This is a genomic window from Pantoea sp. X-Soil-YNGN-844, from assembly GCF_059730595.1.
Window position 1 is genome coordinate 144,516 of the sequence record NZ_AP036008.1, and the last position, 15,980, is coordinate 160,495.

Below are 15,980 nucleotides of genomic sequence, written 5' to 3' on the forward strand. Positions count from 1 at the left end.
TTTTCAGTGTATTTATTCACTCTAATGTCTGCAATAACATTACTGAAGTTTGTTAACCCATCCGCTTTTCGGAAACATAAGGTCACCCAATGGCAACTTCAGCCAGAACACCCAGTCCAATGGCCAGGAATATGGCAGCCTTTTCTGTCTATCTGGCGGCTGTATTGCTGCCGTTAAGCTTTACCGGTGGTGTAATCTCCACGCCGGCAATACAACAGGCTCTTGGCGGCTCGCCTGCCGCGCTGTCATGGCTGACGAATGGATTTATGCTGACTTTCGGCAGTTTTTTGTTGTCAGCCGGTGTTGCTGCGGATGTTACTGGCAGAAAGCGCATTTTTACCGCAGGCTCAGCCCTGTTTTGCCTGAGCAGCGTTATGATCTGCCTGACACAGGATATCTTTATGGCTGGGTTGTTCAGGTCACTGCAGGGTCTTGCGGCGGCCTTGATATTGGCCAGCGGCAGCGCCGCACTGGCCCGTCTCTATGAAGGTCCGGACAGGACCCGGGCCTTCAGCATACTTGGCACTATGTTTGGCGTGGGCCTGGCGTTCGGCCCTGTGTTGATGGGTTTCATTACGGATGCTTTGGGCTGGAGATGGTTGTATGCCATGTTAGCTCTGCTTTCAGGCATTGTAATTTTGACCGGTGCTGCGTTTTTGCCAGCATCAGAGGAGAGCGGACATCAGAAACCAGACGGCACAGGATTAATCATGTTTACTGTAGCCCTGATGTTATTTACATCAGCGGTGATGCTTATACCTGCCTTTGGTTTTTTATCGTTTCCCACATTCGCCCTTTTCATTTCCGCCATGCTGCTTTTCAGCGGGTTTGTAGTGCGTTGCCTGGGGGGTGAAAATCCTGTTCTGGATATCTCTCTGCTGCTGCGCCCGCGCTTTGCCGGCGTTCTGCTACTGCCGATAGCAACATGCTATTGCTATGTTGTGCTGCTGATTATTATTCCGCTGCATTTTATGGGCGGTGACGGGATGAGTGAGTCCCGGAGCGCTTTTTATCTTATGGCGCTGACGTCTCCAATGCTGGTTTTCCCTTCCATTGCCGCACTGCTGACAAGGTGGTTTTCTCCAGGAACCGTTTCAGCTGCAGGACTTATTATCGCATCAGTCGGGCTGCTTTTCCTCGGATACGCACTACCGCGTAACAGCAGTAATTTTCTTGTGCTTTCACTGATTATGACGGGTACCGGCGCTGCGCTTCCATGGGGACTGATGGAAGGTCTGGCACTTTCAGCTGTATCTGTGGAGAAAGCGGGCATGGCCGCAGGCCTCTTTAATACCGTTCGCGTTGCCGGAGAAGGGATCGCTCTGGCGATGGCGTCAGCATTTTTAACAGAAATGAATGATTTGAATCTGAAAAACACCGTTCACGGGTATGCGCCAGAGGTCATTCACCAGGCTGCCGCATGGCTGGGGGGCGGCAGTACTGAGCAGGCCGCTGCGATGTTACCCGGTATTTCACGATTATTGCTTCAGGACAGTTATGACACTGCGTATACGTTTCTTTTTAGAGTTCTGGCTGCTGTCACGCTGATTTGCGCGCTGATGGTCTGGATCACGCTGGGTCGGCAGAGGCAAGGCTGTGCTGCAGGCAATACGCTGGTCAGAGATGAGTGAAAAATCGTGATCGAATAAGGTCGTAAGCGTTCATTTCATCGCATCCGCTTTTCGCTCATAGCGCGCATTATCCGATGTCAGACCACTCTATGCCAGGAGCGGACGTTGTTGAGTTCACACAGCATGAATTCATGAAAACAGGAACGTCATATTTTGTCTTGATTAACGCGGGATGAAAGCTCCTCATGGCTCTCTTTTCGTTCACTGTAGCGATCGGCAAGGTAACCGGTCTGTCCCTTGAGTATAAGGGTGATTTTAAACAACTCTTCGGCGACATCGACGATACGATCATACCAGGACGAGGGTTTCATTCTCCCGTTCTCATCAAATTCCTGCCATGCTTTGGCCACTGAAGACTGGTTGGGGATCGTAAACATCCGCATCCAGCGTCCCAGAATTCGCATCTGGTTCACGGCATTGAAAGATTGCGAACCGCCGCATACCTGCATGACCGCCAGAGTTTTTCCCTGGGATGGGCGAACGGCCCCTTCGCTTAAGGGAATCCAGTCGATTTGTGCCTTCATCACGGCACTCATTGCCCCATGCCGCTCCGGGGAACTCCACACCATCCCGTCACACCACCTGACCAACCCGCGCAACTCGGTGACTTTTGGGTGCGTATCCGGGGCGTCGTCCGGCAGGGGTAAACCTGAAGGGTTAAACAGTCTGACCTCCGCTCCCATCGCCTCCAGCAGGCGACCTGCTTCCTCTGCAGTAAAACGACTGTAAGAACGCTCTCTTACCGAGCCATACAGAATCAGAATGCGTGGCGGCTCATGGAGCTGCAGACGTTCAGCAATATGCTGATCGAAGCAATCAGCGTTCAGGGCAGGAAAGTGCTCCATTTTTTCTCCTTCGGGTGGCTCTGGTGATTTCAAAATAAACACATATGATTTAGCATATATGTATTCTAAAGGGAACGGAGTAATAAATGCTACAGCCTGTTCAGCTTTTTAAAATCCTGTCGGATGAAACCCGGCTCGCAATTGTCATGCTTCTCCGGGAATCGGGCGAACTGTGCGTATGCGATATATGTGCGGCCACCACTGAATCACAGCCTAAAATTTCCCGTCACATGGCTATCCTGCGTGAGGCTGAACTGGTACTGGACCGTCGGGAAGGGAAATGGATTCACTACCGTCTCTCACCCCACATGCCCGCATGGGCCGGCGAGACGATAACGACGGCATGGCACTGCCTGCGCGATGATGTGCGTGCACGACTGGAAAAATCCGCATGTACTTCTTGCTGACAAGCTTAATCATATACACATAAGCATATATAAAGGAGTCTGAGCATGTTTCTGGCAGGAAGTATCTTTATACTCACGCTGGTCCTGGTCATCTGGCAGCCCAGAGGCCTCAGCATTGGCTGGAGCGCAAGTATCGGAGCCGTGCTGGCGCTGGGAACGGGGGTCATCCACTTTGAAGATATCCCTGTCGTCTGGAATATCGTCTGGAATGCAACAGCGGCGTTCATTGCGGTAATCGTCATCAGCCTGCTGCTCGATGAGTCTGGTTTCTTTGAATGGGCCGCACTGCATGTTTCCCGCTGGGGTAACGGGCGCGGTCGCCTGTTGTTTACGTGGATAGTACTGCTTGGCGCTGCTGTTGCTGCGCTGTTTGCTAACGACGGAGCAGCACTGATACTGACACCGATTGTGATTGCGATGCTGCTCGCTCTGGGGTTCAGCCAGGGAACGACACTGGCATTTGTCATGGCTGCAGGATTCATCGCTGATACCGCCAGCCTGCCGCTGATTGTCTCTAACCTGGTAAATATTGTCTCGGCGGATCTCTTTGGCCTGGGCTTTACGCAGTACGCTTCCGTGATGGTTCCTGTGAATCTGGCAGCCATTGCTGCCACGCTGGTCATGCTGCATCTCTTCTTCCGCCGCGATATCCCTGTCAGATATGACGTCTCACTGCTGAAGATTCCTGGCAGTGCGATTAAGGATCCTGCGACGTTCAGGGCTGGCTGGATTGTTCTGCTGTTCCTGCTGGTCGGTTTCTTTGTTCTTGAGCCGCTGGGGATCCCTGTCAGCGCTATAGCAGCAGTTGGCGCAGCGGTGCTGTTCGTGGTGGCAAAGAGGGGCCAGGCCATTAATACCGGGAAAGTGCTTCGTGGTGCGCCCTGGCAGATCGTGATTTTCTCGCTGGGTATGTATCTGGTCGTCTATGGCCTGCGTAATGCCGGACTCACTGAGTATCTTTCTGCCGTACTCAATATGCTGGCAGACAACGGTTTATGGGCTGCCACGTTCGGCACCGGCTTCCTGACTGCCTTCATGTCGTCGGTGATGAACAATATGCCGACGGTGCTGATTGGTGCGCTGTCCATTGACGGGAGTACTGCGACTGGCGTCGTCAGAGAAGCAATGATTTACGCCAATGTGATTGGCTGCGATTTAGGTCCCAAAATTACCCCAATCGGGAGTCTGGCAACCCTGCTGTGGCTGCATGTACTGGCACAGAAAAACATGAGCATTACCTGGGGATATTACTTCCGGACAGGCATAATTATGACCCTGCCCGTGCTGTTCGTTACTCTGGCCGCGCTGGTATGGCGGCTCTCTGTCACTTTGTAATGAGATACTGATATGAGCAATATTACCATCTATCACAACCCGGCCTGTGGCACCTCACGTAACACGCTGGAGATGATCCGTAACAGCGGCAACGAACCAACAATTATTTATTATCTCGATACGCCACCGACACGAGAAGAGCTTACCAGGCTGATTTCAGAAATGGGGATTTCTGTACGTGCATTGCTGCGTAAGAATGTTGAGCCTTATGAGCGATTGGGTCTGGATGAAGATAAATTTTCTGATGCGCAGTTGATCGATTTTATGCTTCAGCACCCGATCCTGATTAACAGGCCGGTAGTAGTGTCACCGTTAGGGACACGACTTTGCCGTCCCTCAGAAATTGTGCTGGATATTCTCCCTGAAGGTCAGAAAGGTTCTTTCACCAAAGAGGATGGAGAAAAGGTGACTGATGAGGCAGGGAGACGGTTTAAGTAACCTGGCGAGTTCACATTAGCGGACACCGGGCGTCCGCTTCTCGCTCTTAGCGGACATTAGCTGCATTATAAAGCAGCTAAGGCCATCTCGAATCGCACGATCATGGCAAATCCGACAAACATGATGTGCATTAAAACGCCTTAAGGATACATTTCAATTAACCGGACGTCCGAGGCTTAGCTTGGCATCTGATAGAGTTCAAGCTCGCCAGCTCGCGAAAAAAATAAATGGCAAGGTGGTTATTTCGGGGATACATCTCATGACGGAAGGACGATCGTAGGGGAAGGGCTAAGGGGAGAATACTGCTAGAGAAGTGATGGTGCTCGTCATGGATGTTTACGAACCGTCGTCACCTACAGTTTGGTTTTAATCAGAAGGCTATTGTGTTGTTTTGTGTACATAGCGGTGTACATACTTAAGTTCAGGCTTAACAATCACGATTCAAAACCCAGTCAAAGCAGGGTTCAACACGGCTTTACTGTCATATTCCTGAGTTGTGAATGAGGAGGATACTGGCCTCCGATGAGAATAATAGTAACTCAGGTTATCATATCAATATTAACTATTAGTGCTGCAATGGTGATCGTGCTAACTGTTTATTTGAGGGTCGGTCAGCGCGTGGGCTGTTTCTGCTACTAAACTCCTCAACCAGCGATGTGCAGGATCGTCGCGATAGCGCGCATGCCAGCCCATTTCAACCGGAAAAGTGCCAAGATCAACCGGCGCGGGAACAATTCTGAGCCGCTGATCTCTGGAAAGATGCTGGCAGATCAGGCGAGGCAGGGTCGCGCAGTAGTCCGTGACCGCAATCATCTCCGGGACGGCCAGAAAATGCGTCACCGACACGGCAACCTGACGGCGCAGGCCGCGCTTTTCAAGTGCCTGATATAAACCCGCGCGCATACGACCAGGCGGCATTACATTAACGTGTCTGAGCTGCTCATACTGTTCTGCGCTGAGGTTTTCGCCCACCAGCGGATGATCTGCGCGTATCACACACGCCAGACCTTCATTCATCAGGTGCTGCACAACCAGATTATCAGGAGGCTCAACGATACGCCCCAGCACCATATCGGTGTTTCCTGAAATCACACCCGTTTCCGTTACGTCGTTGCCAAACGGCGTGAGGCGAAGCCTGATACCGGGCGCGCAGTCACGAAGACGCGCCACAATGGCAGGCATCATGATGAATTCAACATAGCTGTTAGGGGCGAGGGTAAACAACCGGGTGGCGTGCAACGGATCAAAGTCCTGCTGACCAAGGATCACCTTATCAATGGATGACAGGGCAGCACCGACTACCTGGGCCAGCTGTTCTGCTTTCGGTGTCGGGCGCATACCGTAGCGCTCGCGAATAAACAGCGGATCGTTGAGCGTTTCCCGCAGTCGGTTTAAGGCATTTGAAAGAGCCGGCTGGGTAATACCAAGCCGTTCCGCTGCGCGGGTGACGTTGCGCTCTTCAATCATAACCAGCAAAACCGGCAGTAAATTCAGGTCGTATTTCATTTAGCTATAATGCTGCGCGAATACCTTAAATTGAAGAAATAAATTTCATAAATATTTATAGGCGCGCCATGATTAGTGGGTCAACGCAGGACAGGGCGGCTAAATCGCGGGTTCTGACTATCCTTACACCTGAAACTGACTCTTATAGGGAGCATAAATGAAAATTTTAATGGTTTTGACCTCGCATGATGAGTTGGGCACCACCGGCAAGAAGACCGGTTTTTGGCTTGAAGAGCTTGCCGCACCTTACTATGCATTCCTGGATGCGGGCGCTGAAATTACCCTGGCTTCACCGAAGGGCGGACAGCCGCCACTCGATCCAAAAAGCGACGAGCCCGATTCTCAGACTGATGAGACCCGCCGCTTTCATGCTGACTCTGCTGCTCAGGCCGCGCTGGCCTCGACCGTAAGGCTTGATACGGTTAATCAGGAAACGTTTGATGCCGTGTTCTATCCTGGCGGCCATGGGCCGTTATGGGATCTGGCTAACGACAAACACTCCATTTCGCTGATTGAGCAAACCCTGCAGGCTGGCAAGCCGGTGGCGCTGGTTTGTCATGCACCTGGTGTTCTGCGTGATGTGAAAAACGCTGATGGCACACCATTGGTGAAAGGCAAGAAAGTAACCGGATTTACTAATAGCGAAGAAGAGGGCGTTGGCCTGACTGACGTCGTGCCTTTCCTGGTGGAAGATGTGCTGAAACAGAATGGCGGTCTTTACTCACGCGGTGATGACTGGCAATCCTACACGGTGCAGGACGGTTTGCTGATTACCGGACAGAACCCAGGTTCATCGGCTGAGACTGCGAAAGTCTTACTCTCAAGTCTGGCGAGTTAAAGCGTCTGTAGCTAAGATGTTTCGAAAGGTGCCCCAGGGCGCCTTTTTTATTGCTGAACTCAAGGCACAGTGCAGATAGTTACCTGATGAATTATTCAGATCAAATAGATTAGGACTAAATTTAAATTGATGCCAATAATTACAGCGCTGGATATCTCTTATTAACGCTCAGCAGAATAAGTCTACTGAAAATATAAACATGTCTTTAAAGACAGTGTTGACATCGTTTATCAGATCCGTAAAGTAAGACACATCAGCGGCGTCAAGTTGCCCTGATACACCAAAAAATCCCTGGTGTTAGCGTTAATGGTGTCGACAATTTGTAAATATAAGTTGCCGATGGTTCTGTTAAACGAAGTTGTTATTAATCGCAGATAAGTTAATGACGACGCTGTTAGATGGAGTCTGAGTAAATCTTCGAGAAGTAAGTAGTATCGCGTCGCGATGATGTAAGGCCTCGTAGTTCTGAACGTTACTTTACGACAGGATACGATTGCGGTTTAAACGTCGTAATGAAAGTAAGGCAACGCATCAAAGAGTATATATCGCGATGGGGGTGTACAGATTTATACGGGCCTGACCTGTCTTTGTCTCCTGAAAGACTATCAGGTGGTTGAAACCGCTAATAATAATGACATTTGATTATTGTGATCATTATTATCCGCAGGATCTGTTCATAAATAGCAGTATCGAAGCAGTACCTATCAATTAAGTTAGTTAATGTTTAATGTTAAATATGTAGTACCTTAAAAGCCCTGACTATTTCAGTCAGGGCTTTTATCATTTCAGCGTGTCTCTCAGATTTTGCGGGTGTGTCATTACTGATTGTCATTTTCGAATTCTTTCTCATTAGTCACTCTTTGCCGCATTCATGGATGCTTTAATTCTCTTCAGTTTGCACATCCTCTCCATCGCTTCGCATTAAGGTTCCATGCTCTGCTAAGAGTATTCACAAGGTGTGGCTTTAGCGTTGTCATCAGGAGTGACTGCTGGCATTTACCCTGCGCAAGACCTTCAGAACTGGGTTCAGAAATGAACATCACATCGATTCATAGCAAGACATATTAACTATACGCCAGAGCAGGTGCAGCCGCTTCGGCGCAAGCCGCTCTTTGACGTATGCCGTCCATCCCTAAAGAAACCTCCTATAAATCAGATCAGTGCCAGGTTTTTAGGTAGCGCACTCTGTGAAATAACTATTTACATTTTAACATTTCCATTAGATGGGCCGCTGTTTTTTAAACTCGCGCCATGCGTGTTTATCTGAAAATTATTCTTTAGATTCATGCTCCTACACCGCGTCATATCGCCAGTAAATGGAATGCACTCGCTTCTGACCCCGGTTCTGCTCATCACTCAATGTTTAAGAGCAGAAATTTTTCATGGCACGGTAAGCCGTTTTCAACATTTCCCACTGGCAGTGACGGTGATCACGATGAGCGTCTGCCCGAAATCATCGACAACGTTAACGTCGTGCATATCTCAGCAAAACCAACACCGCTGGCTAATTATTCCGCCAGAATCGAGCCAGCGACCGTCAGCGGGGATGCAGCCACGAAACTGTCAATAAAGCCTGCTTCGACTGAAGCTGATGCGGATCAGGTGCCAGCGAACCCGGAGATACCACAGGTTTCACCCCCCTCGCAGGCATGGCGGCCTTTTGCTGCAGGTATGCTGACCATGCTGGTTCTGGGTGCGAACGGCCTGTGGAGCTGGCAAAAAGTTGCTCCGCAGCCGGTCAGTCCCGTACCGGCCATCGCCGATGCGCACGCAAGCTGCCGCCATTCTGGCGACAGGAGTATGGTTTTGTGCTCGCCGACAGAGCTGAACCTGGCGAAACAGAGACGTTAAAAGCGCAGTGGCAGCAGTACCTTATGGGAAACGCGCGACCCACAGAATCATTATCCGGCTGGCATCAGGGGATGGAAGGATTGCAGGCACTGACACACCGCCTGAATATGCTTGATGAGCGCAAAGGCAGGTATCTCACCGGCTCGAAACTGAAGTCGATGGTGTTCTCGATAGCGCAGAACTTCAGCCGCTCAGTTCCTCTCGAAGAGCAGCTCTATAGTTGGAGCAGTCAGAAAGTGCGGCATCAGGTAGAGCAGCACAGCTGGTGCAGGTTGATATGCAGTTTACTCAGCTGCTGAACCGCTATGCGCTGATTAAAAAACAGCCAGAGTGATGGCGTACAGCGATAAGCACTGGGAGGATCAAATGTCTGCCGGGTCGCTTATGGCAAAATCGATAATCTGCGCCATAGTCAATATTCATCGATTAATTGCGCTTTAGCTTTTATTAAATCCATCGGCGCATAGGTTATGCGCTAAATAACAGAGGTTAAAATGTCAACAGAATCTCCGGAAGATATCTCCAGCGACCTGTCTCAGTTCGTTGGCACACATTTTGTTTATACCTATGATAATGGCTGGAAATATGAGTGGTACGCGCGCAATGAAACAACCTGCGACTACCGTATTCATCAGGGGCTGGTGGGTGGTCGTTGGGTGACTAACCAGAAAATGCACGCAGTGCAGTTTGCGCCCGGCATTTACAAAGTAGACTGGCATGAACCCACCGGCACCTGCGTCAGCCTGCTGTTTGATCTGAATCGCACTCTTCTTCACGGCACTATTTTCTTCCCACAGTGGATCGCCGGGGAAGGCCAGCATCCGGAAAAAACCATCTGCTATCAGAATGACTTCATTGAAGATATGCACCGCTTCCGCGACGAAGGCCCGGCTTATCCTTATGTGATCATTCCTGAGTTTGCGAAAGTGACTTACATGAAAAACGAAGGGCCGGATAACGATGAAGTGATCAATCAGGCACCGGGGCAGATGCCTGCTGACTATTTTGATGGTAAGTAACTGATAGTACGACCCGCCGCTATGGGCGGGTCGCTTCTGCCTGGCGTGCCAGTGTGCGGGCCAGTATGGATGAGTAGAGTGGTTTTCCCCCCAGAAACTGCGCCAGCAGCGTAGCCCCAAGACAGGTAATAATCATCGGCAATATCAGCTGATAGTTATCGGTCATCTCCAGCACCAGCACGATCCCGGTGAGCGGTGCCCTTACCGAAGCCGCAAACAGTGCGCCCATCCCCGCAATCGCAAAGGTCCCTGCGTCCAGATGATACAACGGGAACAGGTCCGTCATCGCTACCCCAAAAGCTGTCCCGAGCAGCGTTCCCAGTGCCAGCATCGGCGCAAAAATACCGCCCGGCGCACCTGAGCCAAAACAGAGCAGGGTAGTGACCAGCCTGACCATGAAGATGAGCAGCAGCAGGGTGAACGGGAACACGCCATGAACCGCCTGCGGAATCAGTTCTGAGCCGCCGCCTGCGCCAGGTGCGAACAGCAGCGCCAGAATACCGCAGCCGCCGCCGAGCAATGCACCCGCCAGCACCACGCGTGCCGTTTTGCCGGCATAAACGCGGGCAAAGAGATCCTGCGTTATGAATATCAGGCGGTTAAACAGCACGCCGACCATGCCGATGATCATACCCAGCACCAGATACATCCACAGTGTCTGCACTGGCGCATCAGCCAGTTTGCCAACGGAGATCACCGCCTGTTCGCCGTTGAAACAGCGAAATACGATGCTCGCCATGATGACACCGGTAAACACCGCTTTTATCGAAATCAGGTTATAGCGAAACTGCGGACGCATCTCCTCAATGATGAACAGTATGCCCGCAAGTGGCGCGTTAAACGCGGCGGCCAGGCCCGCAGCCGCGCCCGTTGCCAGCAGCGTATGACGCGCTTCGTTGCTGCGCATCCCAAGAACATCAATCACCATGCGGCCAATGTTGCCGCCCAGCTGCACCGTCGGGCCTTCACGGCCCAGCACCATTCCGGCACCCAGCGTGCCCATGCCGCCAAAAAATTTCACCGGAATCACCCGCCACCAGCGCACAGGTCTCAGCTCTTCAAGCGCCCCTTCAATTTCGGGAATGCCGGAACCACCCGCTTCGGGCGCAAAGCGTCTGACGAGAAAATAGCCGACCATCGCCAGCAAGGCCGAAATGGCAAAAGCGGCGGCGTAAAGCATCCAGCCCTGAAACTGCGCGGGGATAAGCGTATCGGCACGCCACTGCTGTATTGCTTCAACGGCCCGGGCAAATGCTACGCCCGCCAGACCGACCAGCGTACCGACCAGCGCGGCGCAAAACAGCATCGCCAGCGGCGTTTTATCCCGATAGAGCAGGGCGCGAAACATCCGGCTGCGCGCCGCGAGGGAACGGGGAACGTAAACCGGCTGCGGTGATTCTTCATTCATTGAGAGGCATTCTTGTTCAACCAGACCAGCGTGCCAGTTTACTGAGTGATAAGGTGAAAACAAACGTCAGGATCAATTTCAGCCGGGAAAAGAGTTAATCGGTCTGCGGTGGACAAACCACTTGCGCCATGCGTTCGCGGTAGGCTGGGTTGTTCTGGTTTTTCAGCGCCTGAGCCGCGGCGGTTAGCGTGAGCTGATTCTGTTGCAGGTTCTGCCTGTCATTGAGAAACGTCTGGCGCAGTTTTTCATCGGAGAAGGCTGGCGGTAACTGGCACTTCTGGCGCAGATCGTCGGTTATCTGCTGCTGACGCAGTGTAAACTGCAGCGTTTCATAGGGCCCGGCGGCCACAAGCATAGGGCATACTGACAGCAGCATAAACAGCGTATTGCGGATCACGTTCATGATGATCTCCTGACTGCTGAGGACAGGAAAGGCTCTTCGGCAGTTTCAGTTGAGTTTAATCGCATTGCGTAATTAGCCTGAGCACAGCACCATCGACCTGGTGCAGCAATGTCGCCACGGTTGACGCAATAATCATAGCAATACTGGCGCGACAGGGAGCTGACATGCAGCCACATTCCACTGAAATTCTTACCGCTGACTGCTGTATCGTCGGCGGTGGCCCGGCCGGCTTAATGCTGGGTTATCTGTTTGCGCGCGCAGGCCTGCGCGTAGTCGTCATCGAAAAGCACGCTGACTTTCTTCACGACTTTCGCGGAGACACCATCCACCCTTCGACGCTGGAAATAATGCATCAGCTCGGACTGCTGGAATCTTTCCTGACGCTGCCGCATCAGCGAGCCGAAAAGCTTGAGGCAGAAATTGCAGGACAAAGCATTACGATGGCCGACTTCTCACGTCTGCCGGTTCAGTGTCGTTTTATTGCCTTCATGCCGCAGTGGGATTTCCTGAACTATATGGCAGAGCAGAGTGCCCGCTATCCGGGCTTCAGCCTGCTGCAGTCTACTGCCTTCGAGTCGCTGAACGAAGAAAATGGCACGGTCAGCGGCGTGACGGCCTCACGCGGCAATCAGCAGCTGCATATTCGCTGCAAACTGGTGGTCGGTGCGGACGGTCGCCATTCGCGCGTGCGCGACGCGGCCGGGCTGATCGGACAGGAATTTGGCGCCGCGCGCGATGTTATCTGGTTCCGCTTAAGTAAGCAGCCGCAGGATCCCGAGCTGGGCATGGGGCATAAAGGGCCGAAGCAGAACTTCATCGTTATCGATCGTGGCGACTACTGGCAGTGCGGTCTGACCATTCCAAAAGGGGAGTTTGAGGCGAAACAGGCCGCCGGTCTCGACGCGTTTAAAGCAGACGTGGCGGCAGTGTCGCCTTTTGAGGCGACGCGCATGTCGGAAATCGAAAGCTGGGAGGCGTTTAAGCTGCTGTCGATACGTATCGACCGACTGGATAAGTGGGCGAAACCTGGCGTGCTCTGCATTGGTGATGCTGCGCATGCCATGTCGCCAATAGGCGGGGTTGGCGTTAATCTGGCGATTCAGGATGCAGTGGCGACGGCGAACCTCCTTACCGCCCCACTGAAACGGGGTGAACTGCAACTGCGCGATCTGGAAAAAGTGCAGAAGCGTCGTCAGTTCCCCACTGTCGCCACGCAGTTTCTGCAGATTAAAATGAGCCGCAACAAAGCCAGAAGAAAACCCACTGGCAGCAGTAAGGTTCCGGCGATTATCCGTCGCCTGCCGTTTCTGCGTTTTGTGCTGGGTCGCCTGATCGGTCTTGGCTTCAGGACGGAGTCGCCGCAGGTTGCGCGGATGAAAGAAGAGCGTTAAATGATTTCGACAGCGATCAGATATCGTGCGACACTGTTTCGCTGTGAAAGTACTGTCAGGTTGAGCCGCTATTTATCTGATAATTGGGCGCTAATTGAGCATTATTAAGCTAAATTTATTTCGATTTTTGCGCCTGCAAAGGAGAGGTTTCAGTGCATAACGAGCAAAATGGCAGCGACGTAAAACGTCTGAGTGCGATCAAGGCACTTTTGTCGCCGGATGAAACACGGGATAAAGTGCTGGAGAGATTTGTGAATCTCGCCAGTCAGGTGCTGGGTATTTCGGGCAGCTTCATTTCCATTATTGACGATCATAATCAATACATAAGAGCAGCACGGAACTTCGATCTTGAACAATCGACCCGTGATGAGTCTCTCTGCCGCCACGTCATTGATGGTGAGGGACATCTGGTGGTGGTTGATACCCTGCTGGATGAACGCTTTGTGACGCACCCCTTTGTGGAAGGCGACCCGCATATTCGTTTTTATGCCGGTGTGGCGCTGCAAAACCTCGACGGCGTGATGCTGGGAACACTCTGCGTAACCGATACACAGCCTCATCCCTTTGCGGATGAGAAACTCGCTACGCTGCGCTCACTGGCGACGCTGGTAACCTCTTTTCTGGATGCCTGGAACAATGCGGGTTTTGCCGACGTTATAACGCACCTGCCGAACCGGCCACGCCTGATTCGTGATCTGCAGCAACTGACTGTTACCGCGCCCCACAGCCGTTTTCGCCTGATTCTTATCGACTGTCTCGACATTATTCGCATGTATGAGCTTTCCCGCGCGGTCGGCATTGCACTGATGGAGAAATTGCTGAGGCAGATGGCACAGGATGCCGCACAGCGGCTCAATCTGCCGGAAAACGAGACGCTCTACACATTTGCCCCTGGCCGTTTTGCCATTGTGCAGCCCTACTCAGGCCGTTATTCAGCGCATAACATAATCGATCTGTTCAAAGGCATGCGGGCCGATCTGGCGGAAAATATCACGCTCGATCTGGATGTCTTTACCGGCGAAACAGAGTTTGTACCGGGACTGATGGATGCCAACGAAACGGTACGTCAGGCCGTCAGCGCGCTACATGAAGCGATTGATGAGAACATCAGTGTGATGTCGTTTGATGAGAGTTACGACTCGCGGCGCACCGATGACTTTATGATCATGAACGATCTGGCTCAGGCGCTGAAGAAAGATGAAGAGCTGTATCTCGCCTGGCAGCCCAAAGTGTGTCTCAAAACAGGTAAAACGGTCGGGCTGGAGGCGCTGATTCGCTGGAATCATCCTGAGCGGGGTGAGCTCTTCCCATCAGAGTTCATTCCGCTAGCGGGTAAAACCAACCTGATCTCCGATCTGACCAACTGGGTTATTGATCATGCGGTTGAGCAACTGGCGCGCTGGAATCGCGAATACGACCTGATTCCGGTCTCGATCAACGTCAGTGAACGCGATTTCGCCAGGCCTGATTTTGCCGACCAGCTGGTGGCGAAATTAGCGGCGGCACAGTTACCTAATTCGATTATGGGTATTGAGTGTCTGGAGAATGAACTGATCACCAAAAGCGATGTGGCGATTAAAGGGCTGGAAGCGCTGAAATCGCATGGCTTTGTGATCTCGCTGGATGATTTCGGCGTTGGCTACAGCAATATCAGCTATCTGCAGGATATCCCGCTGGATGTGATTAAAATCGACCGATCGCTGATCTCGCGTATGGGCGAGGACGACGCATCCAAAATCATCGTCAGATGCATCATCGGGATGCTGAAAGAGCTGAATTACACCGTGCTGGCCGAAGGTGTGGAAGCAGAAGCCACGCTGGGACTGCTGAAAACCTACGGCTGCGATCAGATTCAGGGCTACTTCTTTTCAAAACCGCTGCCAGCCAGCGACATTGAACACTGGCTTTATCAGAAGTCACGCTAGTCAACCCGCCCGCAGCACCGGCTGCGGGCGCGCTGGTCACTCACTGCCGATGGCGTAACGCTCAACCGGAGTGATGTGCTTAATCAACTTATTATCAAACAAAAACTGCTCATAAGTCTGATAGCGTGCGCGATCCAGTCTGGCCGGATCGGCGGCGAATAGCGGCAGCGTAGCCTGCCATGCCTGATGGTTTAGCGTTGTATTCAGCTCCGGATGCGCCTGTGCAAATGCCTGCCAGCTCTCTTCAGGATGTGCCTGCAACTGGGCATTTCCCTTCTTCAGTGCCCGCAGAAACTTTTTGATTTTTTCTGAATGCGCCTCATCGCGGTTAGCAACGATAATCAGCTCGTCATAGGCCGGCACGCCATAATCCTCGACGTTAAGCACCACCGGATCTTTGCGAGCAAGCGTCATCTCCAGAGCTTCGATATTGCGGTAGCCGCCAATCACCGCATCAACCTGTCCGGTCATCAGGGCGCTGGTGAGCTGAAAATTGACGTTAACCAGCTTTACCTGATCGGCCCTGACTCCGTCATGGCTCAGCATCGTCGCCAGCGTTGCTTCTTCAATACCGCTGACGGAATAGCCGATGCGTTTTCCTTTTAAGTCCGCTGGTTTTCTCACCGTTTTGTCCAGCGTCATCAGCGTATTCAGCGGCGTATTAATCAGCGTGCCCACCCGCATCAGCGGCAGGCCCTGGTCGGCGAAAAAATGCAGCTGCGGCTGATACGTTATCGCTAAGTCCGCCTGCTTAGCGGCTACCAGACGCGGCGGCAGCGCGGGGTCGGAAGGTGGCACAATGTTAACCTCCAGACCCTCTGCCGCAAACGCTCCGGTTTGCTGCGCCACCATAATGGGTGCATGGTCGGGATTGATATACCAGTCGAGCACCAGCGTCAGTTTTTCCATTGCCTGAGCCTGCGAGGCTAAGGTGGCGCTGAACAGCAGGACAATCAGGGGCGTTTTAGTCATAGGTTTTCTCA

The 15,980-nt window shown here is 52.2% G+C and carries 14 protein-coding genes; 9 read left to right on the top strand and 5 right to left on the bottom strand.

All coding sequences use genetic code 11. The annotated features are described in order from the left end of the window. Positions 1-89: 89 nt before the first annotated feature. Positions 90-1,631, top strand: a complete 1,542-nt coding sequence (locus AC6I8C_RS19505) for an MFS transporter (protein ID WP_497823480.1) — start codon at positions 90-92, stop codon at positions 1,629-1,631. A 146-nt stretch (positions 1,632-1,777) separates the two neighbouring features. Here the strand turns inward: AC6I8C_RS19505 and arsH are convergent, their stop codons facing one another. Beyond that, positions 1,778-2,476: an arsenical resistance protein ArsH gene (gene arsH, locus AC6I8C_RS19510; protein WP_031592440.1), complete on the bottom strand. Its 699-nt coding sequence runs from the start codon at positions 2,474-2,476 to the stop codon at positions 1,778-1,780. Between the two features lie 86 nt (positions 2,477-2,562). Here arsH and AC6I8C_RS19515 point away from each other — a divergent pair, with 86 nt between their 5' ends. The 3 genes from AC6I8C_RS19515 to arsC are packed head-to-tail and all read left to right on the top strand — an operon-like array spanning position 2,563 to position 4,656. After that, positions 2,563-2,883 carry a transcriptional regulator gene (locus AC6I8C_RS19515; RefSeq protein WP_497823481.1) on the top strand — a complete coding sequence of 107 codons (321 nt, stop codon included), beginning with the start codon at positions 2,563-2,565 and terminating at the stop codon, positions 2,881-2,883. 45 nt (positions 2,884-2,928) lie between these two features. Beyond that, a complete protein-coding gene (locus AC6I8C_RS19520; protein WP_497823482.1) occupies positions 2,929-4,218 on the top strand; it encodes an arsenic transporter in 1,290 nt (429 codons plus the stop codon). 12 nt (positions 4,219-4,230) lie between these two features. Then, positions 4,231-4,656: a glutaredoxin-dependent arsenate reductase gene (gene arsC, locus AC6I8C_RS19525; protein WP_022624490.1), complete on the top strand. Its 426-nt coding sequence runs from the start codon at positions 4,231-4,233 to the stop codon at positions 4,654-4,656. 588 nt (positions 4,657-5,244) lie between these two features. Here arsC and AC6I8C_RS19530 read toward each other — a convergent pair. Beyond that, on the bottom strand, positions 5,245-6,162 hold the full coding sequence (locus AC6I8C_RS19530; RefSeq protein ID WP_497823483.1) for a LysR family transcriptional regulator: 918 nt from the start codon (positions 6,160-6,162) through the stop codon (positions 5,245-5,247). 157 nt (positions 6,163-6,319) lie between these two features. On the opposite strand from AC6I8C_RS19530, the gene AC6I8C_RS19535 reads away from it, so the two are divergent. The 3 genes from AC6I8C_RS19535 to AC6I8C_RS19545 all read left to right on the top strand — a co-directional run bounded on the left by AC6I8C_RS19535 (position 6,320) and on the right by AC6I8C_RS19545 (position 9,870). Continuing rightward, the gene (locus tag AC6I8C_RS19535) at positions 6,320-7,000 is read left to right on the top strand and encodes a type 1 glutamine amidotransferase domain-containing protein (protein WP_418163267.1); all 681 of its coding nucleotides are present in this window, start codon (positions 6,320-6,322) and stop codon (positions 6,998-7,000) included. 1,649 nt (positions 7,001-8,649) lie between these two features. Continuing rightward, positions 8,650-9,150 (top strand): VasL domain-containing protein, encoded by a 501-nt coding sequence (locus AC6I8C_RS19540; RefSeq protein WP_497823484.1) that lies wholly within the window; start codon positions 8,650-8,652, stop codon positions 9,148-9,150. Positions 9,151-9,345: 195 nt separating this feature from the next. Beyond that, positions 9,346-9,870 (top strand): phenolic acid decarboxylase, encoded by a 525-nt coding sequence (locus tag AC6I8C_RS19545; protein WP_013196415.1) that lies wholly within the window; start codon positions 9,346-9,348, stop codon positions 9,868-9,870. Between the two features lie 19 nt (positions 9,871-9,889). On the opposite strand, the gene clcA is transcribed toward AC6I8C_RS19545, so the two are convergent. After that, positions 9,890-11,278 (bottom strand): H(+)/Cl(-) exchange transporter ClcA, encoded by a 1,389-nt coding sequence (gene clcA, locus AC6I8C_RS19550; RefSeq protein WP_497823485.1) that lies wholly within the window; start codon positions 11,276-11,278, stop codon positions 9,890-9,892. Positions 11,279-11,372: 94 nt separating this feature from the next. Beyond that, positions 11,373-11,681 carry a YicS family protein gene (locus AC6I8C_RS19555; RefSeq protein ID WP_497823486.1) on the bottom strand — a complete coding sequence of 103 codons (309 nt, stop codon included), beginning with the start codon at positions 11,679-11,681 and terminating at the stop codon, positions 11,373-11,375. Positions 11,682-11,845: 164 nt separating this feature from the next. Here AC6I8C_RS19555 and AC6I8C_RS19560 point away from each other — a divergent pair, with 164 nt between their 5' ends. Next, a complete protein-coding gene (locus AC6I8C_RS19560; protein ID WP_497823487.1) occupies positions 11,846-13,072 on the top strand; it encodes an FAD-dependent oxidoreductase in 1,227 nt (408 codons plus the stop codon). A gap of 152 nt (positions 13,073-13,224) precedes the next feature. After that, positions 13,225-14,997: a putative bifunctional diguanylate cyclase/phosphodiesterase gene (locus tag AC6I8C_RS19565; RefSeq protein ID WP_497823488.1), complete on the top strand. Its 1,773-nt coding sequence runs from the start codon at positions 13,225-13,227 to the stop codon at positions 14,995-14,997. Between the two features lie 36 nt (positions 14,998-15,033). On the opposite strand, the gene AC6I8C_RS19570 is transcribed toward AC6I8C_RS19565, so the two are convergent. Next, a complete protein-coding gene (locus AC6I8C_RS19570) occupies positions 15,034-15,969 on the bottom strand; it encodes an ABC transporter substrate-binding protein (protein WP_497823489.1) in 936 nt (311 codons plus the stop codon). Between the last annotated feature and the right edge of the window lie 11 nt (positions 15,970-15,980).

What these genes read in the sequence shown, in the direction of transcription:
- AC6I8C_RS19520 (WP_497823482.1), top strand. Translation starts at nt 2,929, where the DNA reads ATGTTTCTGGCAGGAAGTATCTTTATACTCACGCTGGTCCTGGTCATC.
- AC6I8C_RS19505 (WP_497823480.1), top strand. Translation starts at nt 90, where the DNA reads ATGGCAACTTCAGCCAGAACACCCAGTCCAATGGCCAGGAATATGGCA.
- arsC (WP_022624490.1), top strand. Translation starts at nt 4,231, where the DNA reads ATGAGCAATATTACCATCTATCACAACCCGGCCTGTGGCACCTCACGT.
- arsH (WP_031592440.1), bottom strand. Translation starts at nt 2,476, where the DNA reads ATGGAGCACTTTCCTGCCCTGAACGCTGATTGCTTCGATCAGCATATT.
- AC6I8C_RS19535 (WP_418163267.1), top strand. Translation starts at nt 6,320, where the DNA reads ATGAAAATTTTAATGGTTTTGACCTCGCATGATGAGTTGGGCACCACC.
- AC6I8C_RS19555 (WP_497823486.1), bottom strand. Translation starts at nt 11,681, where the DNA reads ATGAACGTGATCCGCAATACGCTGTTTATGCTGCTGTCAGTATGCCCT.
- AC6I8C_RS19530 (WP_497823483.1), bottom strand. Translation starts at nt 6,162, where the DNA reads ATGAAATACGACCTGAATTTACTGCCGGTTTTGCTGGTTATGATTGAA.
- AC6I8C_RS19570 (WP_497823489.1), bottom strand. Translation starts at nt 15,969, where the DNA reads ATGACTAAAACGCCCCTGATTGTCCTGCTGTTCAGCGCCACCTTAGCC.
- AC6I8C_RS19545 (WP_013196415.1), top strand. Translation starts at nt 9,346, where the DNA reads ATGTCAACAGAATCTCCGGAAGATATCTCCAGCGACCTGTCTCAGTTC.
- AC6I8C_RS19540 (WP_497823484.1), top strand. Translation starts at nt 8,650, where the DNA reads ATGGCGGCCTTTTGCTGCAGGTATGCTGACCATGCTGGTTCTGGGTGC.
- AC6I8C_RS19515 (WP_497823481.1), top strand. Translation starts at nt 2,563, where the DNA reads ATGCTACAGCCTGTTCAGCTTTTTAAAATCCTGTCGGATGAAACCCGG.
- AC6I8C_RS19560 (WP_497823487.1), top strand. Translation starts at nt 11,846, where the DNA reads ATGCAGCCACATTCCACTGAAATTCTTACCGCTGACTGCTGTATCGTC.
- clcA (WP_497823485.1), bottom strand. Translation starts at nt 11,278, where the DNA reads ATGAATGAAGAATCACCGCAGCCGGTTTACGTTCCCCGTTCCCTCGCG.